Here is an 18,932-nt window from a genome sequence, read left to right as displayed (position 1 = left end):
CGATGAAGCGGTGGATGATCGGAACGGCGCTGGCGATGATCGCAGCCCCCGCAAGTGCGGAATCGGTGGTGGTAACGGCCGACCGGATGGTCGATGTGGTCGCGGGGACCATGGTCGAGTTCCCCGCCGTGTTCATCACCGACGGACGGATCACCAGCATCGCCGATGCGCGCACGGTGCGCTGGGGCAGCGATGTCCGGCATATCAATCTGAGCGGCAAGACGATCCTGCCGGGCCTGATCGACATGCACGTCCATCTGGATAGCAACCCGCTGTACGGCGGCTATACCGGGTTGCAATTTACCGACAGCTTCTGGGCGATTCAGGGCACCGCCAATGTGAAGGCGATGTTGAAAGCCGGGTTCACGACGGTCCGCAATGTCGGGTCGGAGAATTATGACGATGTCGGGTATAAGCAGGCGATCGAGGAAGGGCTGATCGTCGGGCCGCGGATCGTGCCGGCGGCGCATTCGCTGGGCGCGACCGGCGGGCATTGCGATAGCACCTATTTGCCGCCTTCGTTCAAGTCTAAGGGCGTGGCGGTCGGCGATGGGCCACAGGAACTGCGCGTGCGGGTGCGCGAGCAGCGCAAATATGGGGCCGAGGTCATCAAGATCTGCGCGACCGGCGGCGTATTTTCGCGCAATACCGAGCCGGGGCAGCAACAGCTGTCCGAAGAGGAGATGCGCGCGATTGCCGACGAGGCGCATCAATGGGGATTACAGGTTGCGGCCCATGCACATGGTGCGGCGGGGATCAGCGCGGCGATCCGCGCGGGCATCGATACGATCGAGCATGCCAGCCTGGTCGATGACGAAGGCATCCGGCTGGCGGTCGCACGCAAGCGGCCGGTGTGGTTCTCGATGGATATCTATAACACCGATTACACCCAGGCGGAGGGTGCGAAGAATGGCGTGTTGCCGGACAATCTGCGCAAGGACCGCGAGATCGCGCAATTGCAGCGCGACAATTTCCGCAAGGCGCACAAGGCGGGCGTAAAGATGGTGTTCGGCACCGATGCCGGCGTGATGCCACACGGCTCGGCGGCGGGGCAGTTCAAGGTGATGGTCCAGTACGGCATGACGCCGCTGGAAGCGATCCGCTCGGCCACCGTCAATGCGGCCGAGGCGCTGGGACGGACGAAGGATGTCGGGGCGATCGCGGTGGGGCGTTATGGCGATATCGTCGCGGTCGAGGGCGACCCGTTGAAGGATGTGACGGTGCTGACCAAGGTGTCGGCGGTGGTCAAGGGCGGGGTGCTGGTGGGGGAGTGACGGCTGCCGAGGCTCGTCCCGGTGCCGGCTACTAGTGGATAGTACGCTGTCCCAAGCCTGTATTGTTTCGACCGCGCGCTATGGATCGCGCGCGTCGATCGCTAAGGATACCCGCTTCGGCGCACGATCAGGAACGAAATTCGCCAGAATTATTTCTCCTTTGGTGATTGTGGGAGACTTGAGATGGTCCGTAATGTCGCTGCACCCCTCAGCTTTGCGCTGCTCTCTGCCGCGCTTTTCGTAACCTCTCCGGCGAAGGCCGGTTATGATCCATGCGAACGCGCAACGCGGGACATGATTGCTGCCCGAACCTTATATGAAAACGCCACGTGCAGGCCACGAAACTGCTCGGGCGATACGCGCTATTGGGCGCTTCATGCAGCCTATATCAGAGCTTATGAGCGGATGCGTCAGCAATGCCGCTAAGGACTTAGTTCACCGCACCGGTCCTGCTAGGCAGTATGCGAGCGCGTTGGAGGCGATTAGTTGCCCGCGGATCGAATGTGTCGATTTTAACATTGTCAAATAGAAGGGCCGCCCCGGCAGGAGCGGCCCTTCGATCCACTGGTTCCGATTTTAGGCTGCGCTACTGTTGTTCTGGCCGAAGTTCGGCGAGACGATCTCGGCGGCCGGTGCGACCGGTGTTGGATCGTAACCCGTCGTCCGCGCCGGGGCGGGGGCAACGCTGACCGCGCTCATATGCTTCAGACGACCGTCGATATGGCCGCCATTTTCGATCGTGATATTCTCGTACTCGACATCGCCGGTGATACGCGCGTTGCGTTCGATGGTGAGCTGGCGGACGCGAACCGCGCCCTCGATCGTGCCGGCGAGGCGGGCGCTCTCCGCGACCACGCTGCCCATGATCTGGCTCTCGGCCCCTTGGACCAGCGTGCCGCAATCGACATCACCCTCGATCCGCCCCTCGATGTGAAGTTCGGCACTCGCCTTGACGTTGCCGGTGATGGTGATGTCCGGCCCGATCACCGAAAACATGCCGCGCTTGGCAGTGCTGCCGCCGCTGCTGGGCTGCTGCATCGGCGGCGCAGGCGGCATTGCCGGCCGATCGTCGCGCGTGCGATTATTGTTGAACATTTCAATGACTCCCCACTTCCCCGGATTGAATTGGCGCAAAGCTAACATTTCCGTCGCTCGCGTAAAACCATGCTGTGCGTAAAGGTCGTTTCAGAAGGGGATTGTCATTTGCCGCGCGCGGAACGGCGCAAATGAAGCTCAAACCGCAGCAAAACGCCATTGTTGCGAGGAGGAAACCATCTGTTTCAATCCGTGCGGAAGGAAAGGCCAGCGGCAGCAGCGCGAGGGCTGCGCCGCACTGCACCAAAAGTGCGACGATCCGTTGGCGGCGGTCCATCCCGCTGCGCGCAAATGACAAAGCAAGCGCGGGAAGCAATGCCGCGAAACCCAGCCCCGGAATCAGCAATGCGGGCAGCAATGCCGCCGCGATACTCCCGGAGGCCCAGCTTGGGCGCGGCGGCACGGTCAGCGTTGCGATGTGCCAGGCGAGCAGGCCGATCGCGGTGGCCAGCGACAGACCGATCGCCGTGGCGGGGTCGAACCCGAACTGCGCAGCGATATGCGGGAGCGATGGCAGCAGCGGCAGATCGAGCAGGCCCAGCATCAAGGCAACGGCAAATGCGACCGCAGCGGCAATCGCGGGGTGGATTCCATTGCGGGCAAAGGGTAGGGGGCGGGTCACGCGCTTTCTATGGCGCAGGAGGGTTTCGATTCTCTTGCGCACGGGTCGCGAGAACCAAGCTGGCGCCCATTGACCGGGCAACGCCCCATGCGTATAGGCGCCCGCGTCCCGAACGGTCGATTCCGTGAGGGGCAAGAGCTGAACGTTGCTGAAGACGTGTGGCCTGGGAGGTCGTTGAGACCGCCGGGGCCTTTTCGTATTCCCTCGTAAAAGGGCTTCAGCAAAGTAACCGCCGGGCTACCCGGTAAAGAAAAAGGTGAAGGGCTTCATGCCGACGATTAACCAGCTGGTCCGCAAGGGCCGCGAGCCGCAGAAGGCCAAGTCCAAGGTCCCTGCGATGGAAGCGAACCCGCAAAAGCGCGGCGTTTGCACCCGCGTCTATACGACGACGCCAAAGAAGCCGAACTCGGCATTGCGCAAGGTTGCTAAGGTTCGCCTCACCAACCAGCGCGAAGTCATCACCTATATTCCGGGTGAAGGCCATAACCTTCAGGAGCACTCCGTGGTCCTGATCCGTGGTGGCCGTGTGCGCGATCTTCCCGGTGTGCGCTATCACGTTCTGCGCGGCGTCCTCGATACCCAGGGTGTCAAGGATCGCAAGCAGAGCCGTTCGAAGTACGGCGCCAAGCGTCCGAAGTAAGCCAAAGTAAGCCCCGGACAGGTTCCGGACCGGCTGAAGTTTAGAAGGAAATTCAGATGGCTCGTCGTCGTCGTCCCGAAAAGCGGGAAATTCTGCCCGATCCCGTTTATGGTGATCAGGTTCTGACCAAGTTCATGAACTCGGTGATGCTGGACGGCAAGAAGTCCGTCGCCGAGGGCATTGTCTATACCGCACTGGAAACCGTCGAGCAGCGCGCCAAGCGCGAGCCGATCGGCGTGTTCCATGACGCGCTGAACAACATCGCGCCGGGCATCGAAGTTCGTTCGCGCCGCGTTGGCGGTGCGACGTACCAGGTGCCGGTCGAGGTTCGTCCCGAGCGTGCGCAGGCACTGGCGATCCGCTGGCTGATCACGTCGGCCCGCAATCGCAGCGAGAACACCATGTCGGCACGCCTGTCGGGCGAGTTGATGGATGCGGCGAACAATCGCGGCAACGCCGTGAAGAAGCGCGAAGACACGCATCGCATGGCCGAAGCCAACCGCGCGTTCAGCCACTATCGCTGGTAACAGCGATAAATCGCTGACGCCGCTGGTAACGGCGGGTTGCCGGTCTTTTGCCGGTAACAATCGACACTATATGATGGGGAGCCGGGCCTGTTCCGGCTCCCTACATCGCTAAGGATTAACGACCATGGCCCGCAGCCATCCGCTCGACCGTTATCGCAACATCGGCATCATGGCGCACATCGACGCCGGCAAGACGACGACGACCGAGCGCATCCTCTATTACACCGGCAAGTCCTACAAGATCGGCGAAGTGCATGAAGGCACGGCGACGATGGACTGGATGGAGCAGGAGCAGGAGCGCGGGATTACGATCACGTCCGCTGCCACCACGTGCAAATGGCGCGCGGCAGAGGGCAAGGGCGAAGAGCATCTGATCAACATCATCGACACCCCCGGGCACGTCGACTTCACGATCGAAGTCGAGCGTTCGCTGCGCGTGCTCGACGGCGCGGTTGCGTGCTTCGACGGTGTTGCCGGCGTTGAGCCGCAGTCGGAGACGGTATGGCGTCAGGCCGACAAATACGGCGTTCCGCGGATGTGCTTCATCAACAAGCTCGACCGCACCGGCGCCGATTTCTATTTCTGCGTGCAGTCGATCATCGACCGGCTGGGCGCGCGTCCGGCCGTGCTGTATCTGCCGATCGGCATCGAAGGTGGGTTCAAGGGCCTGGTCGATCTGGTCGAGAACCGCGCGATCATCTGGCTCGAAGAGAGCCTGGGCGCGAAGTTCGAATATCAGGACATCCCCGAGGACATGGTCGAAAAGGCTGCGAAATATCGCAGCGACCTGATCGAAATGGCCGTCGAGCAGGACGACGACCTGATGGAAGCATATCTGGAGGGCAACGAGCCTTCGGTCGCCGATTTGAAGAAGCTGATCCGCAAGGGTGCGCTCAACATGTCGTTCGTGCCGGTGGTTTGCGGTTCGGCCTTCAAGAACAAGGGTGTTCAGCCGTTGCTCGACGCGGTTGTCGATTACCTGCCGAGCCCGCTCGACGTTCCTGCGATCAAGGGCGTGCTTCTGGACGGCGAAACGCCTGACGAGCGTCCTTCGGACGACAACGCACCGTTCTCGGCACTGGCTTTCAAGATCATGAACGATCCGTTCGTGGGTACGCTGACCTTTGCGCGCATCTATTCGGGCAAGCTGGAGACCTCGTCGCAGGTCACCAACTCGGTCAAGGACAAGAAGGAAAAGGTTGGCCGCATGCTGCTGATGCATGCGAACGACCGCGAGGACATCCAGATCGCCTATGCCGGTGACATCGTCGCTTTGGCGGGCCTGAAGGACACCACGACCGGTGACACGCTGTGCGCGATCAACGCGCCGATCATCCTGGAGCGGATGGAATTCCCCGAGCCGGTGATCGAGCTGTCGGTGGAGCCGAAGACCAAGGCCGACCAGGAGAAGATGGGCGTCGCCCTGAACCGTCTGGCGCGCGAAGATCCGTCGTTCCGCGTGTCGACCGACAATGAGAGCGGCCAGACCATCATCAAGGGCATGGGCGAGCTCCATCTCGAGATTCTGGTCGATCGCATGAAGCGCGAGTTCAAGGTCGAGGCGAATGTCGGCGCGCCGCAGGTGGCGTATCGCGAGTATCTCAAGAAGCCTGTGGATATCGATTATACCCACAAGAAGCAGTCGGGCGGCACCGGCCAGTTCGGCCGGGTCAAGGTGAAGCTGACGCCGGGCGAGCGCGGTGCGGGCATCGTGTTCAAGGACGAGATCAAGGGCGGTAATATTCCCAAGGAATATATCCCGGCGATCGAGAAGGGCTTCCGCGAGACGGCTGCAACGGGTTCGCTGATCGGGTTCCCAATCATCGATTTCGACATCGTGCTGTATGACGGTGCCTATCATGACGTCGATTCGTCGGCGCTGGCGTTCGAAATCTGTGCGCGCGGTGCAATGCGCGAAGCGGCACAGAAGGCGGGCATCACGCTGCTCGAGCCGATCATGAAGGTCGAGGTCGTGACGCCTGAGGATTATCTGGGCGACGTCATCGGCGACATGAACAGCCGTCGTGGCCAGATCCAGGGCACCGATACGCGCGGCAACGCGCAGACGGTGGACGCGATGGTCCCGCTGGCCAACATGTTCGGTTATGTGAACGCGCTGCGTTCGTTCACGCAGGGCCGCGCGCAGTACAGCATGCAGTTCTCGCATTACGACGAGGTTCCCTCGAACGTAGCCGAGGAAATCAAGGCGAAAATGGCTTAATTTGTTTGGGGGATGCGCTCTGCGGCGCATCCGCGGCACCGGCCCGCTCCCCCACCCGGCCACCCATAAAATACACTGGCGTGGGTGGCCGGGTGGGGGAGCGGGCAGGAGCCGCTCTCAAACAAAGGATGCTGGCATAGTTTGAAATCAGTCGCTAAAGGGCCGCGTTCGCGATTCCCCTCAGCGGCGCGGAATTGATCCAGAAGGTAGGAAATCATGGCAAAAGCAAAGTTTGAGCGGAACAAGCCGCATCTCAACATCGGCACCATCGGTCACGTCGATCATGGCAAGACGTCGCTGACGGCCGCTATCACGAAGATTCTGGCAGAGACGACCGGCGGCACCGCCGTCGACTTCGCCAACATCGACAAGGCACCTGAAGAGCGCGAGCGCGGCATCACCATCTCGACCGCACACGTCGAGTATGAGACCGAAGCACGCCACTATGCGCACGTCGATTGCCCGGGCCACGCCGATTATGTGAAGAACATGATCACCGGTGCAGCCCAGATGGACGGCGCGATCCTGGTCGTGTCGGCCACCGATGGCCCGATGCCACAGACCAAGGAGCACATCCTGCTCGCCAAGCAGGTCGGCGTTCCAACCATGGTCGTCTTCCTGAACAAGGTCGATCTGGTCGACGACGAGGAAATCCTCGAGCTGGTCGAAATGGAAATCCGTGAAGAGCTCAGCAAGCGCGAGTTCGACGGCGACAACATTCCGATCATACGCGGTTCGGCAACTTGCGCGCTGTCCGGCTCGAACGACGTGTTCGGCAAGGACGCGATCCTGGCGCTGATGAAGGCGGTCGACGAGTCGATCCCACAGCCAGAGCGTCCGTTGGACAAGCCGTTCATGATGCCGATCGAGGACGTGTTCTCGATCTCGGGTCGCGGTACGGTTGTCACCGGTCGCGTCGAGACCGGCATCGTCAAGGTTGGCGAGGAAGTCGAGATCGTCGGCATCCATCCTGAAGTCCGCAAGACCACGGTCACGGGCGTCGAAATGTTCCGCAAGCTGCTCGATCAGGGCCAGGCCGGCGACAACATCGGCGCGCTGATCCGCGGCGTCGGTCGTGAAGAAGTCGAGCGTGGCCAGGTTCTCTGCAAGCCAGGCTCGATCAAGCCACACACCGAATTCCAGTCGTCGGTGTACGTGCTGTCGAAGGACGAGGGTGGCCGTCACACGCCATTCTTCGCCAACTATCGCCCGCAGTTCTACTTCCGCACGACGGACGTGACCGGCACGATCGAGCTGCCTGAGGGCACCGAAATGGTGATGCCGGGCGACGAAGTCGCACTGGGCATCAAGCTCATCGCACCGATCGCGATGGACGTCGGTCAGCGCTTCACGATCCGCGAAGGCGGCCGCACCGTCGGCGCAGGCGTTGTGAGCTCGATCGAGAAGTAATCGACGCCCGCAAGGGCCGAGAGACAGGAACCCGGCTTCCCGCGAGGGAGGCCGGGTTTTTTGTTGTGGTTGGGCCGGGTGTGGATCGGGTGGATGATGACAATAGGATCGCTATAGGTGAGCAATGTTCAAGCGAACGAATCCCCGCCGTAAAGGCGTTGTTCCCGACCATCTGCGGGAGAGATTCTTGTATCTAGATGCGCTTGCGGTAACCGAGCCCACAGCGCCTTGGTCGTCTCTTCCGGCAATAGCAGTCGGTGGATTATGTCACGTGGGCTTTGCCCCAGAATCGGATATTCTTCTGGCGCTCTCTTCAGATGGGCGCGGTGTATTCGACTGCAGATCTGGGGCCAGGCTTGCTAGAGATGATGCCGAATACTACGCGGACGTGCCCTCGCTGAAAGCAATGGGTATCGGTCCGCTAGGCGGTCAGATGATTTCGATCGCGGGTGCTGACGGCGGTGCTCTCACTCGGACGACTTATGACGGTTGGGGCATCGAACTGCACCCGCTTTCGTGGCCAGAGGAAGAGCTGTTTCTCTGTCCTCCCGGACAAACAATGCTCTGGCAACGGCCGGGCGAGGAATCCGCACTTACGAAGCTAAGGCCGCTGCCATCCACGTTGATTGCATATGGGTTCTCACCCACAGGCCGGTCGTTGATCGTGGCGACTTCCTCTGATCTGGAAATCTATCGACGGTAGCGGAGAGTGACAGGCAGGTGGTAAGCCCTAGGCCGCAGAGACAAAATGGTCCGGGAACGGAAAATCCCTCACACCCCCCTTGATCTCCACCGGTCTCCCCTGTAATGGCCCGCCTCCAGTTTAAACAGAACAGCAAGCGCTCCGGTTACGGAGCCCGCTCTTTCGCATCGGTAGGGTACCATGGACAACAATATCCGCATTCGCCTGAAGGCGTTCGACCATCGCGTGCTTGACCAGGCTGCCGGCGACATTGCCGAGACCGCCCGTCGCACCGGCGCGCTGATCCGTGGCCCGATCCCGCTGCCGACCCACATCGACAAGTTCACGGTCAACCGTGGCCCGCACATCGACAAGAAGTCGCGCGAGCAGTTCGAGACCCGCACTTACAAGCGCCTGCTCGATATCGTGCAGCCGACCCCACAGACGGTCGATGCGCTGATGAAGCTGGACCTCGCCGCTGGCGTTGACGTGGAGATCAAATTGGCTTGAGCCAATTTGCCGAAGCCCCGGCGAAAGCCGGGGTCGCCATCCTTTCGGGCGCGACCTGCGCATAGGGGTGGACAGCAGTGGATGGGTACAGTAATGCGCCGCTTCCACACGAGATTCGCGCGGTTTCACTGAAGCTGCGCCGGGTCGTCCGGATCCTCCCGATCCGATGTCACGACCCAGGGCTTAGGCTCAAAAACACTAGGGATACCGCCGGGTTCGCCCGGGTCTGCGTCCCCCGTCTTTCCAGCCTCCGGGCTGGAGCTCAGCCCGGACGGGGCTCGCATCTGAATTATGGGCTGAAGCATGCACCCTTCGGAATGGTCCGCGGGGTGCCTCTGTATTGAGGAGCAACGGATCATGCGCACTGGCGTGATCGCGAAGAAAATGGGGATGACCCGCCTGTTCCAGGACGACGGCCGCCACGTGCCGGTTACCGTCCTGAGCCTCGAAGGCCTGCAGGTGGTCTCCATTCGCGAAACAGATCGTGACGGCTATACCGCCGTCCAGCTTGGCGCAGGCAGCGCCAAGGCAAAGAATGTTGCCAAGCCGCAGCGCGGCCAGTTCGGCAAGGCCGAAGTGGAGCCCAAGGCAATCCTCGCGGAATTCCGCGTCGACCAGGACGGACTGCTTGACGTGGGTGCCGAGATTTCGGCCGCCCATTATGTCGCGGGCCAGTATGTCGATATCCAGGGTAAGACCCAGGGTAAGGGCTTTCAGGGCGGCATGAAGCGCTGGGGCTTCGGTGGTATGCGCGCGACGCACGGCGTCTCGATCAGCCACCGTGCACTCGGTTCGACCGGTCAGCGTCAGGATCCGGGCAAGGTCTTCAAGAACAAGAAGATGGCCGGTCACATGGGCGACAAGTATCGCACCCAGCAGAATCTCGAGATCGTTGGTACCGACGTCGAGCGCGGCCTGATCTTCGTCAAGGGTTCGGTCCCTGGCTCGAAGGGTGGCTGGCTGTTCGTCAAGGACTCGGTGAAGATCGATCGTCCTGAAACCGCTCCGTTCCCCGCAGGCATCCGCGATCCGGAGCACAAGGGCGAAGAGCATCACATCGCAGCGGTCGAAGAAGGTGCGGTCCACGAGATCGAAGCATTGCCGAGCGCAGAAGAAGTTGCAGCCGGTGTTGCGGAAGCTGACGCCCATGGCGCCGGCCAGAGCGATGGCGAGATCAGCGGTGCCACCGACGGCGATGCCGCGCCTGGCAAGGAGGGCTGAACATGAAGCTCAAGGTTCAAACCCTGGACGCCAAGGCATCGGGCGACATCGAGCTCAACGACGACGTGTTTGGTGTCGAACCGCGTGCGGACATCCTGCATCGCGTCGTTACCTGGCAGTTGTGGAACCGCCGCGGTACCGCACGTCCGACGCGTGAGCGTTCGGAAGTGTCGCGCACCGGCAAGAAGTTCGGTCGCCAGAAGGGCGGCGGTACGGCTCGTCACGGCGATCGCGCCGCGCCGATCTTCATCGGTGGTGGTAAGGCTCACGGTGCCCGTCTCCGCGACTTCAACATGTCGCTGAACAAGAAGATTCGCGCACTCGGCCTGAAGATGGCGCTTTCGAGCCATGCCAAGGCCGGCACGCTGATCGTTCTCGACGGGTTCGAGAGTGAAAAGACCAAGTCGTTGAAGGGTCAGTTCGCTGGCCTGAACGTCGGCAAGAAGACGCTGGTGATCGATGGTGAGGCCGGCAACGGTTTCCTGGCGGCTCGCAATCTGGTGGGCGTCAACGTCCTCCCGGCGGTCGGTGCCAACGTCTATGACATCCTGAAGCACGACACGCTGGTCCTGACCCGCGCTGCCGTCGAAAAGCTGGAGGCGCGCTTCAATGGCTAAGAAGCAGGCAGGCGCGATCGACAACCGTCATTACGACGTGATTGTCGCGCCGCACATCACCGAAAAGTCGACCCTGGTTTCGGAAGCGAATGCCGTGGTTTTCAAGGTCGCAAACACGTCGACGAAGCCTGAAATCAAGGCGGCGATCGAGGCGATTTTCGACGTGAAGGTCACCGCGGTGAACACGATCGTCCAGAAGGGCAAGACGAAGCGCTGGAAGGGCAAGCCCTACAAGCGTTCGGACATCAAAAAGGCGATCGTGACGCTGAAGGACGGCGACTCGATCGACGTAACGCAGGGGGTCAACTGACATGGCTCTGAAGCATTATAATCCGACTTCGCCAGCCCGGCGTGGCCTCGTCCTGGTAGACCGTTCGGCGCTGCACAAGGGCGGCCCCGTCAAGGCGCTGACCGAAGGCAAGCGCAAGACCGGTGGCCGGAACAACAAGGGCCATGTGACCAGCCGCGGCATCGCCGGCGGTCACAAGCAGCGTTATCGCATCATCGACTTCAAGCGTCGGCTGTGGGACGTCGAAGGCACCGTGGAGCGGATCGAATATGATCCCAACCGCACCGCCTTCATCGCGCTCATCAACTATGGCGATACGCCAGAGGGCAAGGCGAATGTCGCGTACATCATCGCGCCACAGCGCCTCGCCGTTGGCGACAAGGTGCTGGCCGCGAAGAAGACCGACGTGAAGCCGGGCAATGCGATGGAGCTGGGTTCGATGCCGGTCGGCACGATCGTCCACAACATCGAGATGAAGCCGGGCAAGGGTGGCCAGATCGCACGGTCCGCAGGCACGTATGTGCAGGTCGTCGGTCGTGATCGCGGCATGGTGATCGTTCGCCTGAACTCGGGCGAGCAGCGCTACATCCGGTCGGACTGCATGGGCACCGTTGGTGCCGTGTCGAACCCCGACAATGGCAACACCAACCTCGCCAAGGCTGGCCGCAACCGCTGGAAGGGCATTCGTCCTCTCACGCGCGGCGTTGCCAAGAACCCGGTCGACCATCCGCATGGCGGTGGTGAAGGCCGGACCTCGGGCGGCCGTCATCCGGTCACTCCGTGGGGCAAGCCGACCAAGGGTGCGCGCACTCGTCATAACAAGGCAACGGACAAGTTCATTATCCGTAGCCGTCACGCCAAGAAGAAGGGCTAATCGATGGCTCGCTCAGTATGGAAGGGTCCGTTCGTGGACCTTCACCTTCTCAAGAAGGCCCAGACCGCACAGGAAGCCAGCTCGCGCTCGCCGATCAAGACCTGGTCGCGTCGCTCGACGATCCTGCCCGACTTCGTTGGCCTTACGTTCAACGTCTATAACGGCCGCAAGTTCGTGCCGGTGTCGGTCAACGAAGACATGGTTGGCATGAAGCTGGGCGAGTTCGCTCCGACCCGCTTCTTCCCCGGTCACGCTGCCGACAAGAAGGGTAAGCGCTAATGTCCAAGCCAAAAGCCCCCCGTCGCGTCGGCGATAACGAGGCGCTGTCGGTCGGCACGCAGATCCGGGGTTCGGCGCAGAAGCTGAACCTGGTCGCGGCGCTGATCCGCAACAAGAGTGCCGGCGACGCGCTGAACATCCTGTCCTTTTCGACGAAGGCGATGGCAGTCGACGCGCGCAAGGTGCTGGCCTCGGCCATCGCCAATGCCGAGAACAACCATAATCTCGACGTCGACGCACTGGTCGTTGCCGAGGCTTCGGTTGGCAAGTCGATCACGATGAAGCGCTTCCACACCCGTGGTCGCGGCAAGTCGACACGCATCCTCAAGCCGTTCAGCCGTCTGCGCATCGTGGTGCGTGAAGTGCAGGAAGAAGCATAATGGGTCACAAGAGCAACCCCATCGGTCTGCGTCTGCAGATCAACCGCACCTGGGACAGCCGCTGGTATGCCGAGGGCGCCGATTACGGTCGCCTGCTGCTGGAAGATCTCAAGATGCGCCAGTACATCATGAAGACGCTGCCGCAGGCCGCGATCTCCAAGGTGGTGATCGAGCGTCCGGCCAAATTGTGCCGCGTGTCGATCTTCGCTGCGCGTCCCGGCGTCATCATCGGCAAGAAGGGCACGGACATCGAGAAGCTTCGCAAGAAGCTGGCGTCGATGACGTCGTCCGACGTGTCGCTGAACATCGTCGAAATCCGCAAGCCCGAAGTCGACGCCAAGCTCGTCGCACAGGGCATTGCCGACCAGCTGGAGCGCCGCATCGCGTTCCGCCGTGCTATGAAGCGTGCCGTTCAGTCGGCGATGCGTCTGGGCGCGGAAGGCATCCGCATCAACTGCGGCGGCCGTCTGGGTGGTGCTGAAATCGCACGGTCGGAATGGTATCGTGAAGGTCGCGTTCCGCTGCACACGCTGCGCGCGAACATCGATCACGCCACGGCCGAAGCCCACACCGCTTACGGCGTGTGCGGCGTGAAGGTCTGGATCTTCAAGGGCGAGATTCTCGGCCATGATCCGATGGCGACCGATCGACTGAACATGGAATCGCAGACCTCGGGCGTTCGCCCGGCGCGCGATGACCGTCGCTAAGGGTTAGGCAATGCTGCAACCGAAAAAGACCAAGTTCCGCAAAGCCTTTAAGGGGCGGATCAAGGGCGAGGCCAAGGGCGGCGCGACGCTGAACTTCGGCTCGTATGGCCTGAAGGCGATGGAGCCGGAGCGGATCACCGCGCGCCAGATCGAGGCGGCTCGCCGCGCGATCACGCGTCACATCAAGCGCCAGGGGCGTTTGTGGATCCGCATCTTCCCGGATGTGCCGGTGTCGTCGAAGCCTGCGGAAGTCCGCATGGGTTCGGGCAAGGGTGCCCTGGAATATTGGGCGGCGCGCGTAAAGCCCGGCCGCATCCTGTTCGAGCTGGACGGCGTTCCCGGCCCGCTCGCGGCGGAAGCGTTCGAGCGTGCGGCGATGAAGCTGCCGATCAAGACCAAGGTCGTGGCCCGCCTCGGCGACACGTCGCACCTGGAGGGTTGAGAGACATGACTAAAGCAACCGATCTGCGCGCCAAGAGCGACGATCAGCTGGGCGAAGAGCTGGGCAATCTGAAGCGCGAGGCGTTCAACCTGCGTTTCCAGGCGGCGACCAGCCAGCTGGAGAAGCCGAGCCGCGTGCGCGAAGTGCGTCGTGACATCGCCAAGATCAAGACGCTGCAGAACGAGCGTTCGCGCTCGGCTGCGAAGTAAGAGGACAAGACATGCCGAAGCGCGTGCTGACCGGGCAGATCGTGTCCGACAAGGGCAACAAGACGGTGGTCGTGAACGTGGAGCGCAAGGTCAAGCACCCGCTCTATGGCAAGATCATGCGTCGCTCGAAGAAGTATCATGCCCATGACGAGGGCAACGAGTATAAGGCGGGTGAAACCGTGCGGATCGAAGAGACCGCGCCAATCTCCAAGCTGAAGACCTGGAAGGTGATCGAGCGGGTCGATACCCACGCGACGCCTGAGCGGGCCGACAACGCCTAATTTGAGCTTTGGCCCGAACGGGCTTGAGACTTTTAACTGGAACCCCCGGGCTGGTCCCGGAAGGCCAAGAGAGAAGGAACCGGATCTATGATCCAGATGCAGTCCAATCTCGACGTCGCTGACAACAGCGGCGCGAAGCGGGTGCAGTGCATCAAGGTGCTGGGCGGCTCTAAGCGTCGCGTGGCCGGTGTGGGCGACGTCATCGTCGTCAGCATCAAGGAAGCAGCACCCCGCGGCAAGGTGAAGAAGGGTGACGTGCATCGCGCGGTCATCGTTCGCACCGCCAAGGACGTCCGCCGCGCCGATGGCACGGTGATCCGCTTCGACGGCAATGCCGCCGTGCTGGTCAACAAGAACGAAGAGCCGATCGGCACGCGTATCTTTGGCCCGGTCGTGCGCGAACTGCGCTCGAAGGGGTTCATGAAGATCATCTCGCTCGCGCCAGAGGTGCTGTAATGGCTGCTGCAAGGATCAAGAAGGGCGACCAGGTTATCGTTCTGTCCGGCAAGGACAAGGGCAAGACCGGTGAAGTCGTCAAGTCGATGCCCAAGGACGGCAAGGTCGTCGTTTCGGGCGTCAACGTGGCCGTGCGCCACACCAAGCCAACTCAGGGCGACCCGCAGGGTGGCCTGAAGCGCGCCGAAGCGCCGATGCATGCATCCAAGGTCGCGCATGTGACCGCGGACGGCAAGGCGACGCGCGTTCGCTTTGAAGAGCGCGACGGCAAGAAGGTTCGCGTGGCCGTCAAGACCGGGGAGGTCATCAATGGCTGATTCCTACACACCGCGCATGCGGAAGCTTTATGACGAGACGATCGTCAAGGCGATGACCGAGAAGTTCGGTTACAAGAACGTCATGGAAGTCCCTTCGATCTCGAAGATCGTGCTCAACATGGGCGTGGGCGAAGCGACGCAGGACAAGAAGAAGGTCGACCAAGCAGCTTCCGAAATGGAGCTGATCGCCGGCCAGAAGCCTGTCGTGACCAAGGCGAAGAAGTCGATCGCTCAGTTCAAGCTGCGCGAAGGCATGGCGATTGGCTGCAAGGTCACGCTGCGCCGCGAGCGGATGTACGAGTTTCTCGACCGCTTCGTCACGATCGCGCTGCCGCGCGTTCGGGATTTTCGTGGGCTGAACCCGAAGTCGTTCGACGGCCGTGGCAATTATGCCTGCGGCCTGAAGGAACAGCTCGTGTTCCCCGAGATCAGCTATGACCGCATCGACAAGGTGCGCGGCATGGACGTGATCGTGACCACCACCGCCAAGTCCGACGACGAGGCTCGTGAGCTTCTTCGTCTCTTCGGTTTCCCGTTCCCCATCGAGGCGGACGGCGAAGCGAAGCAGGCAGCGTAAGGGAAAGAGAACTTAAGTCATGGCGAAACTGAGTTCCGTGAACAAGAATGAGCGTCGCAAGCTGCTGGTGAAGAAGTATGCCGGCAAATATGCGAAGCTCAAGGCGATGGCGAAAGACCAGTCGCTCGACGAGACCGAGCGCCTGATCGCTCGCCTCAAGATGGCGGAGATTCCCCGCAACGGGAATCCGACCCGCGTGCGCAACCGGTGCGAAATGACCGGTCGTCCGCGTGGTTATTACCGCAAGTTCCGTCTGGCACGCGTGATTCTGCGTGATCTTGCCAATAAGGGCATGATCCCGGGCGTCACGAAGTCGAGCTGGTAAGGGTTAGAAGATGGCATTGACCGATCCTCTGGGTGATATGCTCACCCGCATCCGTAACGGCCAGCGTGCGCGAAAGGACTCCGTCCTGACGCCCGCGTCGAAGCTGCGCGCCCGCGTGCTCGACGTGTTGCAGCGCGAAGGCTATATCCGTGGTTACAGCGACGAGCAGATGGGGCCAGCGGCCGGCATCCGCATCGAGCTGAAATATTTCGAGGGCCAGCCCGCGATCAAGTCGATCGCGCGGGTCTCGAAGCCCGGTCGCCGCGTCTATTCGGGCTCGAAAGAGCTGCCGAAGGTGCGCAACGGCCTTGGCATCACGATCGTCTCGACGCCTCGCGGTGTTCTGTCCGACGCCGAAGCGCGCGACCAGAATGTCGGCGGCGAAGTCCTTGCGGAGGTGTTCTGATGAGCCGCACGGGTAAAAAAGCCATTCCGATTCCGGCGGGTGTCACCGCCGATGTCGGCAACGGCCAGATTTCGATCAAGGGTCCGAAGGGGACGCTGTCGATGCCGACCGTCGATGACATCTCATACGAGATGGGCGAAGGCGTGTTGGTGGTGAAGCCGGCCAACGACACCAAGCAGGCTCGCGCCTTTTGGGGCATGCAGCGTACGCTGGTTCAGAACCTGGTGACGGGTGTGACCGATGGCTTCACCAAGAAGCTGCTCATCACCGGCGTCGGCTATCGCGCCAGCACGCAGGGCCGCAAGCTGAAGCTTCAGCTGGGTTATTCGCACGACGTCGATCTGGATATTCCGGAAGGCGTCGAGGTCAAGACGCCCGATCAGACCACGGTCGAGATTTCAGGCAACGACAAGCAGAAGGTCGGCCAGTTCGCGGCTGAAATTCGCCAGTGGCGGAAGCCTGAGCCTTACAAGGGCAAGGGCATCAAGTACGACGGCGAGTTCATCTTCCGCAAGGAAGGGAAGAAGAAGTAATGAGCAAAGGTCTCTCACTCTTCGAGAAGCGGCGCCGCCGCAATCGTACCTCGCTGAAGGCACGCGCCGGCAGCCGTCCGCGGCTTTCGGTGCATCGCTCGGGCAAGCACATCTATGTGCAGGTCATCGACGACGCGCAGGGCAAGACGCTGGCAGCAGCATCGACGCTCGAAAAGGATGTGCGCGGCACGTCCGGCGCGAACATCGATGCCGCCAAGGCCGTCGGCCTGCGCATCGCCCAGGTGGCGAAGGATGCAGGCGTGACGCAGGTCGTGTTCGACCGTGGCGGCTTCCTGTTCCATGGCCGCGTCAAGGCGCTGGCCGATGCCGCCCGTGAAGGCGGATTGGAGTTCTAATATGGCTGACGAACAGACCCCAACGCCCGTCGAGGGCGCAACGCCAGACGCCGGTGCAGCCGACGCACCACGCCGTGGCCGTGGTGGCCGTGGTGGCGACAATCGTGGTGGTGGCCCCGGTGGCAACCGCGACAATCGCGGTCGTGGCGGCCGTCGTGACGACCGCACTCCGCGTGACGAGAATGGCGAAGAGCTGATCGAGAAGCTGGTCCACATCAACCGCGTCTCGAAGACGGTAAAGGGCGGCAAGCGCTTCGGCTTTGCAGCACTCGTCGTCGTCGGCGACGGCAAGGGCCGGGTCGGCTTCGGTCATGGCAAGGCACGCGAAGTGCCGGAAGCCATTTCCAAGGCGACCGCTGCTGCCAAGAAGTCGATGGTCCGCGTGCCATTGCGTGAGGGCCGGACGCTGCATCACGATGGTCTCGGTCATTTCGGTGCGGGCAAGGTTACCGTTCGTTCGGCACCGGCAGGCACCGGCATCATCGCCGGCGGACCGATGCGTGCCGTGTTCGAGAGCCTGGGCGTGGCGGACGTCGTGACCAAGTCGAACGGCACGTCGAACCCCTATAACATGATCCGCGCAACCTTTGAGGCGCTGATCGATCAGACGTCGCCAAAGGCAGTCGCACAGCGTCGTGGCAAGAAGATCGCCGATCTGCTCGGCCATGGTGGTTCGAAGACCGCCGAGGCCGATGCCGCTGCGATCGTGGAGTAACACAAATGGCGACTATCAAAATTAAGCAGACCGGTTCGCCGATCCGCCGCGTCAAGGAACAGCGTGCAACGCTGGTAGGTCTTGGCCTGAACAAGATGCATCGGGTACGCGAGCTCGAAGACACGCCCGAAGTTCGCGGCATGATCCGCAAGGTGCATCACATGGTCGAAGTGCTCGAGGGTTAAGCCCCGACATCTCGGTCCCGGCACCTTTTCGGGTGACAGAATAGGGAAGGGGGGCTATCGGCCCCCTTCCATTTTATCCAGCGCGACTAAAGCGAAAGCGAGTGCACGATATGAAACTGAACGACATCAAGGACAATGAAGGCGCTCGCAAGGGCCGGATGCGCGTCGGACGCGGCATCGGTTCGGGCAAGGGCAAGACCGCCGGTCGCGGCCAGAAGGGTGCCAAGGCACGTTCGGGCGTAGCGATCAACGGGTTCGAGGGTGGCCAGATGCCGCTCCACATGCGGATCCCGAAGCGCGGCTTCAACAATCCGTCGGCCAAGGATTATTCCGAGGTCAATCTGGGCATGATCCAGAAGCTGGTCGATGCTGGCAAGCTGACCGCGACCGATATCGATCATGCCGCGCTGAAGGCCGTTGGCCTGGCACGCGGCGGCAAGAACGGCGTTCGTCTGCTCGCCAAGGGCGAGATCACGTCGAAGCTGAACTTCACAGTTGCCGGCGCGTCGAAGGGCGCGATCGAGGCGGTCGAGAAGGCTGGCGGCAAGGTCACGATCCCCGAGGTCATCGCACCCGCCGACAAGCACAAGGCCAAGCATCGCGTGAAGCAGAAGGCGATCGCCGAGCTGAAAGCGTCCGGCAAGAAAGCCGCCAAGGCATAATCCCGGGCTGCTTTCCGGCGAAGTGCCGGGAATGATTGCCCAACGGGTTTCAAGCCCTATATGAGCGGCGGGGTGGCGGAAAACGCTTCTCCGCCGCTTTGGTTTCCAGGATATTTGTGC

The 18,932-nt window shown here is 61.8% G+C and carries 28 protein-coding genes; 26 read left to right on the top strand and 2 right to left on the bottom strand.

Features of this window, described 5'->3' with window-relative positions; translation table 11 throughout:
* Positions 1-2: 2 nt before the first annotated feature.
* Positions 3-1,274 (top strand): Xaa-Pro dipeptidase, encoded by a 1,272-nt coding sequence (locus U1702_RS06915; protein ID WP_443026806.1) that lies wholly within the window; start codon positions 3-5, stop codon positions 1,272-1,274.
* A 576-nt stretch (positions 1,275-1,850) separates the two neighbouring features.
* Here the strand turns inward: U1702_RS06915 and U1702_RS06910 are convergent.
* Positions 1,851-2,369: a bactofilin family protein gene (locus U1702_RS06910; protein ID WP_332723250.1), complete on the bottom strand. Its 519-nt coding sequence runs from the start codon at positions 2,367-2,369 to the stop codon at positions 1,851-1,853.
* Between the two features lies 1 nt (position 2,370).
* Positions 2,371-2,916 carry a hypothetical protein gene (locus tag U1702_RS06905; protein WP_332723248.1) on the bottom strand — a complete coding sequence of 182 codons (546 nt, stop codon included), beginning with the start codon at positions 2,914-2,916 and terminating at the stop codon, positions 2,371-2,373.
* A 343-nt stretch (positions 2,917-3,259) separates the two neighbouring features.
* On the opposite strand from U1702_RS06905, the gene rpsL reads away from it, so the two are divergent.
* From rpsL to rplO, 25 genes are all read left to right on the top strand, one after another.
* Complete coding sequence (gene rpsL, locus U1702_RS06900; RefSeq protein ID WP_126175288.1) at positions 3,260-3,631, top strand: 30S ribosomal protein S12; 372 nt, start codon at positions 3,260-3,262, stop codon at positions 3,629-3,631.
* Between the two features lie 56 nt (positions 3,632-3,687).
* Positions 3,688-4,158, top strand: coding sequence for a 30S ribosomal protein S7 (rpsG, locus tag U1702_RS06895; protein ID WP_332723246.1), 471 nt, complete (start codon positions 3,688-3,690; stop codon positions 4,156-4,158).
* A 124-nt stretch (positions 4,159-4,282) separates the two neighbouring features.
* Positions 4,283-6,379, top strand: coding sequence for an elongation factor G (gene fusA / locus U1702_RS06890; RefSeq protein WP_332723244.1), 2,097 nt, complete (start codon positions 4,283-4,285; stop codon positions 6,377-6,379).
* Positions 6,380-6,595: 216 nt separating this feature from the next.
* On the top strand, positions 6,596-7,789 hold the full coding sequence (tuf, locus tag U1702_RS06885) for an elongation factor Tu (protein WP_332723242.1): 1,194 nt from the start codon (positions 6,596-6,598) through the stop codon (positions 7,787-7,789).
* Between the two features lie 883 nt (positions 7,790-8,672).
* Complete coding sequence (gene rpsJ / locus U1702_RS06880) at positions 8,673-8,981, top strand: 30S ribosomal protein S10 (RefSeq protein WP_332723240.1); 309 nt, start codon at positions 8,673-8,675, stop codon at positions 8,979-8,981.
* A 357-nt stretch (positions 8,982-9,338) separates the two neighbouring features.
* Entirely contained in the window at positions 9,339-10,202 is an 864-nt protein-coding gene (gene rplC, locus U1702_RS06875) for a 50S ribosomal protein L3 (RefSeq protein WP_332723238.1), read from the top strand.
* 2 nt (positions 10,203-10,204) lie between these two features.
* Positions 10,205-10,819: a 50S ribosomal protein L4 gene (gene rplD / locus U1702_RS06870; protein ID WP_332723236.1), complete on the top strand. Its 615-nt coding sequence runs from the start codon at positions 10,205-10,207 to the stop codon at positions 10,817-10,819.
* Complete coding sequence (locus U1702_RS06865) at positions 10,812-11,129, top strand: 50S ribosomal protein L23 (protein ID WP_332723234.1); 318 nt, start codon at positions 10,812-10,814, stop codon at positions 11,127-11,129. Before rplD ends, U1702_RS06865 begins: the two co-directional genes overlap by 8 nt.
* Position 11,130: 1 nt before the next feature.
* On the top strand, positions 11,131-11,982 hold the full coding sequence (gene rplB / locus U1702_RS06860) for a 50S ribosomal protein L2 (RefSeq protein WP_332723232.1): 852 nt from the start codon (positions 11,131-11,133) through the stop codon (positions 11,980-11,982).
* 3 nt (positions 11,983-11,985) lie between these two features.
* Complete coding sequence (gene rpsS, locus U1702_RS06855) at positions 11,986-12,261, top strand: 30S ribosomal protein S19 (RefSeq protein WP_332723230.1); 276 nt, start codon at positions 11,986-11,988, stop codon at positions 12,259-12,261.
* Positions 12,261-12,641, top strand: coding sequence for a 50S ribosomal protein L22 (rplV, locus tag U1702_RS06850; protein WP_332723228.1), 381 nt, complete (start codon positions 12,261-12,263; stop codon positions 12,639-12,641). Before rpsS ends, rplV begins: the two co-directional genes overlap by 1 nt.
* A complete protein-coding gene (rpsC, locus tag U1702_RS06845) occupies positions 12,641-13,348 on the top strand; it encodes a 30S ribosomal protein S3 (RefSeq protein ID WP_332723226.1) in 708 nt (235 codons plus the stop codon). Before rplV ends, rpsC begins: the two co-directional genes overlap by 1 nt.
* Positions 13,349-13,358: 10 nt before the next feature.
* Positions 13,359-13,790 carry a 50S ribosomal protein L16 gene (gene rplP, locus U1702_RS06840; RefSeq protein ID WP_332723224.1) on the top strand — a complete coding sequence of 144 codons (432 nt, stop codon included), beginning with the start codon at positions 13,359-13,361 and terminating at the stop codon, positions 13,788-13,790.
* Positions 13,791-13,795: 5 nt separating this feature from the next.
* The gene (gene rpmC, locus U1702_RS06835; protein ID WP_332723222.1) at positions 13,796-13,999 is read left to right on the top strand and encodes a 50S ribosomal protein L29; all 204 of its coding nucleotides are present in this window, start codon (positions 13,796-13,798) and stop codon (positions 13,997-13,999) included.
* An 11-nt stretch (positions 14,000-14,010) separates the two neighbouring features.
* Positions 14,011-14,280 carry a 30S ribosomal protein S17 gene (gene rpsQ / locus U1702_RS06830; RefSeq protein WP_332723220.1) on the top strand — a complete coding sequence of 90 codons (270 nt, stop codon included), beginning with the start codon at positions 14,011-14,013 and terminating at the stop codon, positions 14,278-14,280.
* 87 nt (positions 14,281-14,367) lie between these two features.
* The gene (gene rplN / locus U1702_RS06825; RefSeq protein ID WP_332723218.1) at positions 14,368-14,736 is read left to right on the top strand and encodes a 50S ribosomal protein L14; all 369 of its coding nucleotides are present in this window, start codon (positions 14,368-14,370) and stop codon (positions 14,734-14,736) included.
* Positions 14,736-15,053, top strand: coding sequence for a 50S ribosomal protein L24 (gene rplX, locus U1702_RS06820; RefSeq protein WP_332723217.1), 318 nt, complete (start codon positions 14,736-14,738; stop codon positions 15,051-15,053). The genes rplN and rplX overlap by 1 nt, the downstream gene beginning before the upstream one ends.
* Complete coding sequence (rplE, locus tag U1702_RS06815) at positions 15,046-15,630, top strand: 50S ribosomal protein L5 (protein ID WP_332723215.1); 585 nt, start codon at positions 15,046-15,048, stop codon at positions 15,628-15,630. The genes rplX and rplE overlap by 8 nt, the downstream gene beginning before the upstream one ends.
* 19 nt (positions 15,631-15,649) lie before the next feature.
* Complete coding sequence (gene rpsN / locus U1702_RS06810; protein ID WP_332723213.1) at positions 15,650-15,955, top strand: 30S ribosomal protein S14; 306 nt, start codon at positions 15,650-15,652, stop codon at positions 15,953-15,955.
* A 10-nt stretch (positions 15,956-15,965) separates the two neighbouring features.
* Positions 15,966-16,361, top strand: a complete 396-nt coding sequence (rpsH, locus tag U1702_RS06805; protein WP_332723211.1) for a 30S ribosomal protein S8 — start codon at positions 15,966-15,968, stop codon at positions 16,359-16,361.
* Complete coding sequence (gene rplF, locus U1702_RS06800) at positions 16,361-16,894, top strand: 50S ribosomal protein L6 (RefSeq protein ID WP_332723209.1); 534 nt, start codon at positions 16,361-16,363, stop codon at positions 16,892-16,894. The genes rpsH and rplF overlap by 1 nt, the downstream gene beginning before the upstream one ends.
* Positions 16,894-17,250 (top strand): 50S ribosomal protein L18, encoded by a 357-nt coding sequence (gene rplR, locus U1702_RS06795; protein WP_332723207.1) that lies wholly within the window; start codon positions 16,894-16,896, stop codon positions 17,248-17,250. Before rplF ends, rplR begins: the two co-directional genes overlap by 1 nt.
* 1 nt (position 17,251) lies before the next feature.
* Positions 17,252-17,965, top strand: coding sequence for a 30S ribosomal protein S5 (rpsE, locus tag U1702_RS06790; protein WP_332723206.1), 714 nt, complete (start codon positions 17,252-17,254; stop codon positions 17,963-17,965).
* A 5-nt stretch (positions 17,966-17,970) separates the two neighbouring features.
* The gene (gene rpmD / locus U1702_RS06785; protein ID WP_332723205.1) at positions 17,971-18,150 is read left to right on the top strand and encodes a 50S ribosomal protein L30; all 180 of its coding nucleotides are present in this window, start codon (positions 17,971-17,973) and stop codon (positions 18,148-18,150) included.
* A gap of 110 nt (positions 18,151-18,260) precedes the next feature.
* Entirely contained in the window at positions 18,261-18,812 is a 552-nt protein-coding gene (rplO, locus tag U1702_RS06780; RefSeq protein ID WP_332723203.1) for a 50S ribosomal protein L15, read from the top strand.
* Positions 18,813-18,932: the final 120 nt, after the last annotated feature.

Origin of the sequence: Sphingomonas sp. LT1P40 (assembly GCF_036663835.1) — a bacterium.
Classification (GTDB): domain Bacteria; phylum Pseudomonadota; class Alphaproteobacteria; order Sphingomonadales; family Sphingomonadaceae; genus Sphingomonas.
The sequence above is the reverse complement of the archived record's forward strand: the minus strand, read 5'-3'. Positions and strand labels throughout refer to the sequence as shown.

Excerpts from the sequence above, each read along its gene's own strand:
- fusA (WP_332723244.1), top strand. The coding sequence starts at position 4,283 with ATGGCCCGCAGCCATCCGCTCGACCGTTATCGCAACATCGGCATCATG.
- rplV (WP_332723228.1), top strand. The coding sequence starts at position 12,261 with ATGTCCAAGCCAAAAGCCCCCCGTCGCGTCGGCGATAACGAGGCGCTG.
- rpsJ (WP_332723240.1), top strand. The coding sequence starts at position 8,673 with ATGGACAACAATATCCGCATTCGCCTGAAGGCGTTCGACCATCGCGTG.
- rpmC (WP_332723222.1), top strand. The coding sequence starts at position 13,796 with ATGACTAAAGCAACCGATCTGCGCGCCAAGAGCGACGATCAGCTGGGC.
- rplX (WP_332723217.1), top strand. The coding sequence starts at position 14,736 with ATGGCTGCTGCAAGGATCAAGAAGGGCGACCAGGTTATCGTTCTGTCC.
- rplR (WP_332723207.1), top strand. The coding sequence starts at position 16,894 with ATGAGCAAAGGTCTCTCACTCTTCGAGAAGCGGCGCCGCCGCAATCGT.
- rpmD (WP_332723205.1), top strand. The coding sequence starts at position 17,971 with ATGGCGACTATCAAAATTAAGCAGACCGGTTCGCCGATCCGCCGCGTC.
- rpsS (WP_332723230.1), top strand. The coding sequence starts at position 11,986 with ATGGCTCGCTCAGTATGGAAGGGTCCGTTCGTGGACCTTCACCTTCTC.
- rplD (WP_332723236.1), top strand. The coding sequence starts at position 10,205 with ATGAAGCTCAAGGTTCAAACCCTGGACGCCAAGGCATCGGGCGACATC.
- rplP (WP_332723224.1), top strand. The coding sequence starts at position 13,359 with ATGCTGCAACCGAAAAAGACCAAGTTCCGCAAAGCCTTTAAGGGGCGG.
- rplO (WP_332723203.1), top strand. The coding sequence starts at position 18,261 with ATGAAACTGAACGACATCAAGGACAATGAAGGCGCTCGCAAGGGCCGG.
- rpsL (WP_126175288.1), top strand. The coding sequence starts at position 3,260 with ATGCCGACGATTAACCAGCTGGTCCGCAAGGGCCGCGAGCCGCAGAAG.
- rplE (WP_332723215.1), top strand. The coding sequence starts at position 15,046 with ATGGCTGATTCCTACACACCGCGCATGCGGAAGCTTTATGACGAGACG.
- rpsC (WP_332723226.1), top strand. The coding sequence starts at position 12,641 with ATGGGTCACAAGAGCAACCCCATCGGTCTGCGTCTGCAGATCAACCGC.
- tuf (WP_332723242.1), top strand. The coding sequence starts at position 6,596 with ATGGCAAAAGCAAAGTTTGAGCGGAACAAGCCGCATCTCAACATCGGC.
- rpsH (WP_332723211.1), top strand. The coding sequence starts at position 15,966 with ATGGCATTGACCGATCCTCTGGGTGATATGCTCACCCGCATCCGTAAC.
- rplC (WP_332723238.1), top strand. The coding sequence starts at position 9,339 with ATGCGCACTGGCGTGATCGCGAAGAAAATGGGGATGACCCGCCTGTTC.
- rpsG (WP_332723246.1), top strand. The coding sequence starts at position 3,688 with ATGGCTCGTCGTCGTCGTCCCGAAAAGCGGGAAATTCTGCCCGATCCC.
- rplF (WP_332723209.1), top strand. The coding sequence starts at position 16,361 with ATGAGCCGCACGGGTAAAAAAGCCATTCCGATTCCGGCGGGTGTCACC.
- rpsE (WP_332723206.1), top strand. The coding sequence starts at position 17,252 with ATGGCTGACGAACAGACCCCAACGCCCGTCGAGGGCGCAACGCCAGAC.
- rpsN (WP_332723213.1), top strand. The coding sequence starts at position 15,650 with ATGGCGAAACTGAGTTCCGTGAACAAGAATGAGCGTCGCAAGCTGCTG.
- U1702_RS06910 (WP_332723250.1), bottom strand. The coding sequence starts at position 2,369 with ATGTTCAACAATAATCGCACGCGCGACGATCGGCCGGCAATGCCGCCT.
- rplB (WP_332723232.1), top strand. The coding sequence starts at position 11,131 with ATGGCTCTGAAGCATTATAATCCGACTTCGCCAGCCCGGCGTGGCCTC.
- U1702_RS06915 (WP_443026806.1), top strand. The coding sequence starts at position 3 with ATGAAGCGGTGGATGATCGGAACGGCGCTGGCGATGATCGCAGCCCCC.
- rpsQ (WP_332723220.1), top strand. The coding sequence starts at position 14,011 with ATGCCGAAGCGCGTGCTGACCGGGCAGATCGTGTCCGACAAGGGCAAC.
- U1702_RS06865 (WP_332723234.1), top strand. The coding sequence starts at position 10,812 with ATGGCTAAGAAGCAGGCAGGCGCGATCGACAACCGTCATTACGACGTG.
- rplN (WP_332723218.1), top strand. The coding sequence starts at position 14,368 with ATGATCCAGATGCAGTCCAATCTCGACGTCGCTGACAACAGCGGCGCG.